The sequence below is a fragment of the Calditrichota bacterium genome, assembly GCA_013151735.1.
Classification (GTDB): Bacteria; Zhuqueibacterota; JdFR-76; order JdFR-76; family BMS3Abin05; genus BMS3Abin05.
In genome coordinates this window covers 21,283-28,881 of the sequence record JAADHR010000026.1, presented here as the reverse complement: position 1 = coordinate 28,881, position 7,599 = coordinate 21,283, and the positions used below count along the sequence as shown (strand labels likewise).

At 50.7% G+C, this 7,599-nt stretch carries 8 protein-coding genes; 2 read left to right on the top strand and 6 right to left on the bottom strand.

Annotation, left to right across the window (positions count from 1 at the left end):
* Nucleotides 1-280: TetR/AcrR family transcriptional regulator (locus tag GXO76_01740; GenBank protein NOY76570.1), on the bottom strand; the 280-nt coding region annotated here is incomplete at its 3' end.
* A gap of 297 nt (nt 281-577) precedes the next feature.
* On the opposite strand from GXO76_01740, the gene GXO76_01735 reads away from it, so the two are divergent.
* The gene (locus tag GXO76_01735) at nt 578-1,153 is read left to right on the top strand and encodes an ECF transporter S component (protein ID NOY76569.1); all 576 of its coding nucleotides are present in this window, start codon (nt 578-580) and stop codon (nt 1,151-1,153) included.
* Nucleotides 1,150-2,988 (top strand): putative porin, encoded by a 1,839-nt coding sequence (locus GXO76_01730; GenBank protein ID NOY76568.1) that lies wholly within the window; start codon nt 1,150-1,152, stop codon nt 2,986-2,988. The genes GXO76_01735 and GXO76_01730 overlap by 4 nt, the downstream gene beginning before the upstream one ends.
* Nucleotides 2,989-3,069: 81 nt before the next feature.
* On the opposite strand, the gene GXO76_01725 is transcribed toward GXO76_01730, so the two are convergent.
* The 5 genes from GXO76_01725 to GXO76_01705 form a co-directional block, all read right to left on the bottom strand.
* Nucleotides 3,070-3,741, bottom strand: coding sequence for a protein-L-isoaspartate(D-aspartate) O-methyltransferase (locus GXO76_01725; protein ID NOY76567.1), 672 nt, complete (start codon nt 3,739-3,741; stop codon nt 3,070-3,072).
* 31 nt (nt 3,742-3,772) lie between these two features.
* Nucleotides 3,773-4,732 (bottom strand): histone deacetylase, encoded by a 960-nt coding sequence (locus tag GXO76_01720; GenBank protein ID NOY76566.1) that lies wholly within the window; start codon nt 4,730-4,732, stop codon nt 3,773-3,775.
* Nucleotides 4,726-5,421 (bottom strand): deoxyribonuclease V, encoded by a 696-nt coding sequence (nfi, locus tag GXO76_01715; protein NOY76565.1) that lies wholly within the window; start codon nt 5,419-5,421, stop codon nt 4,726-4,728. Before nfi ends, GXO76_01720 begins: the two co-directional genes overlap by 7 nt.
* Before the next feature lie 126 nt (nt 5,422-5,547).
* Nucleotides 5,548-6,339 (bottom strand): hypothetical protein, encoded by a 792-nt coding sequence (locus tag GXO76_01710; protein ID NOY76564.1) that lies wholly within the window; start codon nt 6,337-6,339, stop codon nt 5,548-5,550.
* Nucleotides 6,336-7,454 carry a PQQ-binding-like beta-propeller repeat protein gene (locus GXO76_01705; protein ID NOY76563.1) on the bottom strand — a complete coding sequence of 373 codons (1,119 nt, stop codon included), beginning with the start codon at nt 7,452-7,454 and terminating at the stop codon, nt 6,336-6,338. Before GXO76_01705 ends, GXO76_01710 begins: the two co-directional genes overlap by 4 nt.
* Between the last annotated feature and the right edge of the window lie 145 nt (nt 7,455-7,599).

Below are 7,599 nucleotides of genomic sequence, written 5' to 3'. Positions count from 1 at the left end.
CGAAAAGATGTTTGTACTGGGTGTGAAAGAAGGTTTTGAGTTTTTCCTGAGGGCTTCCGGCTTTTTTTAAGGCCTCGTCAATGCGGATTTCAAGAGAATGCGCTTCGTTGCGAACAATGGTAAGAAAAACATCTTCTTTGCTTTTAAAGTAGTGGTAAATAGTGGCTTTCCCAATGCCCGCTTCGCGGGCGATGTCCTCAATATTTGTTTTTGTGTACCCAAACTTACCAAAAATCCGCGCCGCTGCCTGTAAAATCCGCTCTTTCGTGTGTTCGGACATGTGACTCTCCAGTATGAAAAAATCGAATAAATCATTCAAAAATTCGATACCTTATACGATATGTTGCTTAAAAGGTTTCACTTTTTTTTTCAAAATTTTGTACGGAGTAAAATTGATTTGTCTTTGAAAAACATTATTTGTACATTTAAAAGAAACTTTTTATGGCCACCAAGACTCGAAGACGCGAAGGGATCTAAATTTTTAAAATTAGGGCGTGAGTGTCAAATAATTCTTGGTGTTTTGGAGTCTCAGTGACTGCTGTTGTTGTGCCACAAAAACACGAAAGGCTTGTCACGTATGTCCCAACGTCTGCGCATCTGGATTCAAATGGCTGTTTTTGTCGCTCTTGCAATTGCTCTTGGGTGGGCCTTTTTGTACATCCCGAATATCGAGCTGATTACGGCCACCTTTTTTATTGCCGGTTATTTCCTGGGCCCGGCGCGGGGTATCGGAGTGGCGGTTGTGGGGGAATTTCTGTATTCGCTTCTAAATCCCCTGGGAGCCGCGCCTCCACCTTTAATGGCAGCCCAAATCATTTCGATGGGACTGGTGGCATTCTGGGGAGGGTTTTCTCGCCCCTGGGTCCGCCGTTTACCGGTGTTTCCTAAGATGCTGTTTTTGGGATTCTCCGGTCTGGTCCTGACGTTTCTGTATGATCTTTTTACAACCCTCAGTTTCTTGGCATTTGCAGGGTTAAATAAAACAACCTTTCTGGCCAGTGTCATTTACGGATTGGGATTCTACGTATTACACATAATCGGAAATTTTATTATTTTTTTGGTGGTTGTTCCCTTTTCAATTCAATTCCTGGAAAAACACGGCCAAGGATTTTTCCCGGATCCTCAAAAAATCCTAAAAGAGGCGGATTTATGACGGCCAGAAGAATAGCCGTTTGTTTGGTGGTGTTTTGCTTGACCACCGTTCCGGTTCGGGCGCAAGACTCGGATTCACTTCATGCAGCCGCGGTTCCGTCCGATTCGCTTCAGGCACCGTATTGGACCGTGACCGACAGCACGCTTCTGTTTTCTCCTCACGGAAATACAGCAGAAATACTGAAGGAGGCTCCCGGGGTGATCTATTTGTCTCCCGGCGGGTATGGCCAACCGGGTGTTCTGCTGTCCGGTGCCGGTGATCTGCAGGGGATGCCTGTTTGTTGGAACAATTTTTCCACACGCTCGTATCTCATCCCGTTTTTTGACGCCCAGCGACTGCCTTGGCCCAAAATTCAAACCCTTTCTCTTACAACCGCCTCCATTGCCGGTTTGGGGAGTAATTTTGCCCTGAATCTTCATCCGATTTTTGCCAGACACGACCGTCCCTTCAGCCGGGTGAGCTATTCAACCAAAGATTTTGGCCGGGATGAAGTTTTTGCTCTGTTCACAAAGCAGGTCCGGCCGGGGCTCTGGCTTCAGGGCATCGGCGGACTTGGAACGTACGGCGGATACACACCGAATTCACCCTATCATTTTCAAACCGAAACAGGCGAGGTAGAGAAGTTTTTTTCGTCTGGAAAAAACCTTTTTCTTTCCTACGGCGCTTACACCGGAGAGGCCGGTTTCCCCGGGCCGCAAGGGGTTTTTGGCAGCCCGAGTTACCCCGGGTTGAAGAGAAAGGTGGGGGAGACACGGCTTCAGGGGAAGCTGTTTTCTCCAATCACCTACCATTTTAGTCAGGCTCTGTTGTGGCAGGTGCGCTATCTGCGTGAAGAGTGGACCAACCGATCACCGTTTTCCCACCGCCGGGATGACGAATGGACCGGGCAATTTCAATGGCAGGGAGCCCTCCGCTGGAAAAGGCATCGTATTTTACTGATTCCCGGTTTTCACTTGACGCGTTTGGCATACAAAAATAGCGTACAACATGTGATTCGGATGTCCGGTTTCATTAGTGACCGATTTCCGCTTTTTAAGGATTGGCAGGGAGCGGTCGCCTTAAATCTGAGCGGGGGGAATAGCCGGTTTTCAGCTCAACAGATCGGTTTTCATATTCGAAAAGACGGAAGACCGTCTCCCGATTTTTTTGCGAGGTTTACCCACCAGACCGGTGGTTTTCTGGCGCCGGTTTTTCGGGATTCCAGCAGTTACCATCGGGCCTGGCTAAACTTTTTACCACTTTTGGGGCAATTTCCAAAGCAGGAAATCGAACGCCCGCGCACAAACTTCCAGGAGGGCATGGTATTGCCTCTTGTAGCAAGAAAATCAGCGGCTGTTTCGGTGCTGTTATCCGGTGTCCAATGGCTGGAGGTTCCGGTGGTTGTTGAAAGTGCCGGAAAGATCGTAGCCGGAAACGCCAGTTTGTGGGGACATGCGGCCTTCTTGAACTATTGGACACTGGCCGGCGGAGCCAATGTACATTTGACCAATGGGCGGCAGGCAGAAATGTTATCCGCTGTACCGCCGGTTGATTCCTGGGGAAGTTTGAGTTTTCATCATCTTTTTTTTCAAAATGATCTTGACGCCACGGTGAAGCTTTTCTTTCGGTTTTTGGGACGAACGGAATTTAATGTGGCCGGCACATCTCCGTGGTCGGCTTTTCGTGTGCGCCAGCCCGTTTTTTTGCTCCATCTTTACGGCTATTTTAATGTGGCGGATGTGCGTTTTTTTGTGAGTTTTGAAAATATTCTGGATAACACCTACTTTTTGCTGCCAGGTTATCCGGCCCCCGGCCGCACGTTTCGTTACGGCCTGGTGTGGGATTTTTGGAATTGATGCGTAGGCGCAGGCTTTACGCCTGCGGATTATTTTTGGCGCATCCGTAAAGGATGCGGCTACAGGGTGGAAACGTGTTGGTCAGATCATTTTTTGGGCGCGCCCCGTCATCGGGACAAATCGGACGGGCAAAAGACTTTGTTTTTGGAAGCCTTCTTTGGTTTTTTTCAGGAGAATCAGCTGTTGAAAATCCGTGCCTATCGGGGCAATCAGGCGGCCGCCTTCGGCCAGCTGATCCAGCAGTGGCGGGGGGAGGGTCGGAGGAGCCGCCGTCAGGATGATGGCATTGAAGGGCGCTTTTTCCGGCCATCCCAAATAGCCGTCGCCAATTTTGATGTGGACATTGGAATACCCGAGCACATCCAACACGTCCCGGGCCTGTTGAGCCAATTCGGGAAGAATTTCGATCGAATACACCTCTTTTGCGCATTCGGCCAGAACAGCGGCCTGGTAGCCGGAACCGGTCCCGATTTCTAAAACACGATCGGTGGGCTGGAGTTTGAGTGCTTCGGTCATGTAGGCCACAATATAGGGCTGGGAGATGGTTTTTCCCTCCCCAATGGGCAAAGGCATGTCGCTGTAGGCGCGGGAGCGATAGGCTTCCGGAACAAACAGATGCCGGGGAACCTTTCGCATGGCGCGAAGCACGGCATAATTTCGAACACCGCGAGCCTCGATCTGATCCCGCACCATCCTTTCCCGCTGGTTTTCAAATGGATCCTTCATTTTCTGAGATGGCATTTCTTTTCTCATGCGTGTTAAGTGATTTCCTGCAGAATGCGTGTTAAGTCACGGGGGATTCTACCAACTCCTGCACGTGAATGGCTGCCGAATTTCCCAGCGCGGTCAGGTTGTACCCGCCTTCCAGAAGGGAAATAAGACGTCCTTTTGCAAAATGGGCGGCAATATCCCGAACGATGCGCGTCAGCCGGGCAAATCCCTCTTCGGTTAGGGCCATGTCGGCCAGAGGATCGTCCCGGTGGGGATCGAATCCCGCCGAAATGAGAACAAACTCCGGCTGAAATCGTTCTGCAATTGGAATAAGAATTTCCTCGAAGGCACGAATATAAGCCTCATTTCCGGAACCTGCCGGAAGCGGGACATTTCGTGTGAAACCTTCCCCGGGGCCCGAGCCTCTTTCCGATTCAGCACCCGTCCCCGGGTAATGGGGAAATTGGTGGGTTGAAAAATAAAAGACCGTGTGATCGTCGTAAAAAGCGTGCTGCGTTCCGTTGCCGTGGTGAACGTCCCAATCCACGATCAGAATTTTCCGAATACCATGTTTCTTTTGAAGATACCGTGCAAGAACGGCTACATTGTTGAAGAGGCAAAACCCCATTGCACGGGATTTCTCTGCGTGATGCCCGGGTGGTCGGATCGGGCAGAATGCGTGTGTGACGGTTTTTTCAACAATCAGGTCGGCAGCCAGCAAACCCGCTCCTACTGCCAGGCGGGCGGCCCGAAACGAATCGGTTGAAACGGGTGTGTCGGGAGAATCGATGAAACCGGAGCCGTTTTGGCACAGGCGTTTTACGCGCTCCACATAGACGGGGTCGTGAACAGTTTGAATCCATTTCAGATCAGCCGGTTCGGGCGTTTTTTCCAGAAGATCCGCTAACAAACCTGTTTCCTTTAGGCGGTTAAGAATCGCGGTCAGACGCTCCGGGCGCTCGGGGTGTCCCGGACCCGTGGCGTGTTTCAACAGGTCAGGGTGGGTAATGAGAGCCGTGTTCATTTTCATGATTTTCGCCCTTCACCCAAATACGATTCCCGGAGGCGGTTCACCAGAGCGTGTGCCCGGCGTGTGGGTTCCGGAAGCCGGTATCGGGTAACCAATTTTAATGTGATGTCTACAGCCGTATTCAAATCCACTTTGTGTCCCACGGACACAAAAATCGGTTTTACCGATTCCCGCGTCCGCAAGGCCACTCCGATGGTTTCGTCTTCATCTTTCAATTCGGAGCGTGCCCCTTTTACATTGGAAACCGGTTCGTATTCACCAATAAAACGCGATTTGGCACAACCGATAGAAGGGGTATCCAGAAGCAATCCCATGTGTGCCGCCAAGCCCATTCTCCGGGGATGCGCAATTCCCTGTCCATCGAATAAAATAACATCCGGCCGGATGCGGATTTTTTTAAAGGCTTCTAACAAAACCGGTGCTTCCCGGAATGTCAGCAATCCGGGAATGTAGGGAAAGGTCGTCGTCAGAATGGCTTCTCCACGCTCAACCTCTTCAAAATCGGGGAGCCGAAGTACCGTGACCACACCGAACAGTGTTGGTTCTTTCCGATTAAAAGATACGTCAGCCCCAGCTACAAATTCTAATTTTTTTACACAATTTGTAAAAATGATCTTTTTCCGCAGATCGTTCTGAATAGCGACCGCTGCGTGATAATCCACATTCCAGGGGTGCAAAGCGTGTATTTTCATTTCACTGGCTTTCCGAACCGGAATTTAACAACTCGTTTTAACAATATTCCCTCTTTTCCTCCGAGAGGTCGGTGAACCGCAGAGAAAAAAACAATGCAGATCCAATAACGGCATCTTACATGTGCACTATTTCCCCATTGTTAGTAAGAGAAGAATGGCGCTTGAAATCAAATTGATTTCGAAAATTAAATAGGTGGTTCCGGCGTATGTGTCGTAGCGCTGGGCCCGGTTGTAATATGTTTGAATCTTATCCGGGAACGGGGTTTTCAGATAGGTATCGTACGCGGCATTTGCCTTCTTCTTCAGGAAATAGGCGGCTACCCCCGAGGCAAGGGCGGCACCGCCGGTGCCTGCGGCTCCCCACCGGAGACGTTTTCTTTGAAGCCGCTTTTTCTGCAGAAGCTGGTTAAACCTCTTCCAGTACCCAGGGTCTTTTTTCAGGCGAATGATCAACCGCTTTTCATTCGGATTTTGAAGCCGGATTTGCCTGGACAAATAGCCCCTTTTTTCAAGGCGGACGGGTGTGTTTTTGAGGGTTTCCCAATTTGCGAGCAGGGGTGTTCGCCCGAGGACGGCATTTGCTGCACGGACAAACGCGCCTTCCGGTTGAGAGGAGAGAAAAAAATACCGGGGAAAGACGATGGCGACGGTTGTGGTGTCCAGTGCTTTGATCCGGACGGATCGTTGAAAATCACGCAGCAGCCAATCTGCCCGAAAGGGTGTTGTAGCCCGGATGCGATGGGTACCGGGTGAAAGTGCAAGGAGCGTGTCCCGGGCAGGCGGCACTGAAAGGGAATCGACGAACAGTTTTGCAGGCAGTTGGGCCGCCGTCAGGTGAAGATAGCCAACGGGCTGGCTGTGAGCGTTGGAAATCCACCCAGTTGTTACCACGAGAAAAAGCAGCCAGAGACGTTTCATGGGGTGGACTCCTTTTTAAGAATGTACACCCATTTATTTTCAGAACCCGCGATGACGAAATGTTTTGTGATAACGGGCAGTGTGCGGGCCCGTCCTTTGAGTGTGATCTCCTGGATGATTTTACCAGAAAAACGATCAATGAGCAGAAGACGATGCTCCAGGGTTCCCAGCAAAATTCGGCTTCCGTAAACCAGGGGCGGGGTACCGGCAACGCCTCGGAGAGAGTGCTTCCAGAGCAGGCGGCCGGTTTCCGGGGAAAGCTTGTACAAAAAGCCGTCGTTGGCGACGATGAAAATGCCCTCGGGCGTGACAGCGGCCTCGTGGAAAATGCGCACCCCCACGGAAAATTTCCAGAGAATGTGCCCCGTTTTTGCCGCGACGGCGTAAAAATCGCCCCGGGTTGTGCCAAGGTACACCCGTTCGGCATCTCCCACAGGCATGGCCCGGATAATGCCGCCCAGCGGTGCAGTCCAGAGGGAATCGCCGGTGGCCGGTTTCACGGCCCGCAGGTTTCCCCGGTCATCTCCAAAAACCAGTTGATTTTGAATCAAGTTTGGCGAGCTGTGGCTTTGTGCCGAGAGGTGATGTTCCCACAGGATTTTTCCCGTGGAATCATTAACGGCAACCACACCCTTGTACAGAGTGGTTACAAAAATTTGCGGCGGGACAACAAGGGGTTCCGTTTCGATGGAACCCAGTTTGGCCGTCCACACTTTTTTCCCGTTCAGGGGATTCAGCCGAAAAAGACTTTTTTTGTTGAAACGAAGGGCCACAATCAGATCGTTGTGAATCAGAGCGGCGGTTCCCGCCAGTTTTTGGGGCAGCTTAACCTGCCCGATTTTCTTGAAGGTTCGCAGCGAAAACGTGGTGAGTTTTCCGTCCAGAGTTGGTACGAACAACACATCTCCCGAGACCAGAAGCGTTTTTCCCGGGGAAGACAAAAGTTTCATTCGTTTAATTACTTTCAGGCCGGAAAGTTTTTCCCGCGTGGGAATGAAAAAGTCCTGGCGGGCGTTTCCACCCCATTGAGACCATTCCATCGGTACCGCCGAAAGCGGTTGTTTAATCAGCCGATGCTGGCAGCCGGCCAGCAGAAGGAAAACGCTTATGGCCAAAAGAGGCTTAATTTTTTTGAAAAACATTGGCAAAGTTCTTAATCCTTCTTAGTTTCCTGAAAAAGAATGGCACGGAGAGCCACAGAGAGAAAAGAAGAGAGCCACGGAGGAAAGGGTTCTTTTGTATTTTCTCTGTGGTCCTCTG

Excerpts from the sequence above, each read along its gene's own strand:
- nfi (NOY76565.1), bottom strand. The coding sequence starts at position 5,421 with ATGAAAATACACGCTTTGCACCCCTGGAATGTGGATTATCACGCAGCG.
- GXO76_01710 (NOY76564.1), bottom strand. The coding sequence starts at position 6,339 with ATGAAACGTCTCTGGCTGCTTTTTCTCGTGGTAACAACTGGGTGGATT.
- GXO76_01725 (NOY76567.1), bottom strand. The coding sequence starts at position 3,741 with ATGAGAAAAGAAATGCCATCTCAGAAAATGAAGGATCCATTTGAAAAC.
- GXO76_01730 (NOY76568.1), top strand. The coding sequence starts at position 1,150 with ATGACGGCCAGAAGAATAGCCGTTTGTTTGGTGGTGTTTTGCTTGACC.
- GXO76_01735 (NOY76569.1), top strand. The coding sequence starts at position 578 with ATGTCCCAACGTCTGCGCATCTGGATTCAAATGGCTGTTTTTGTCGCT.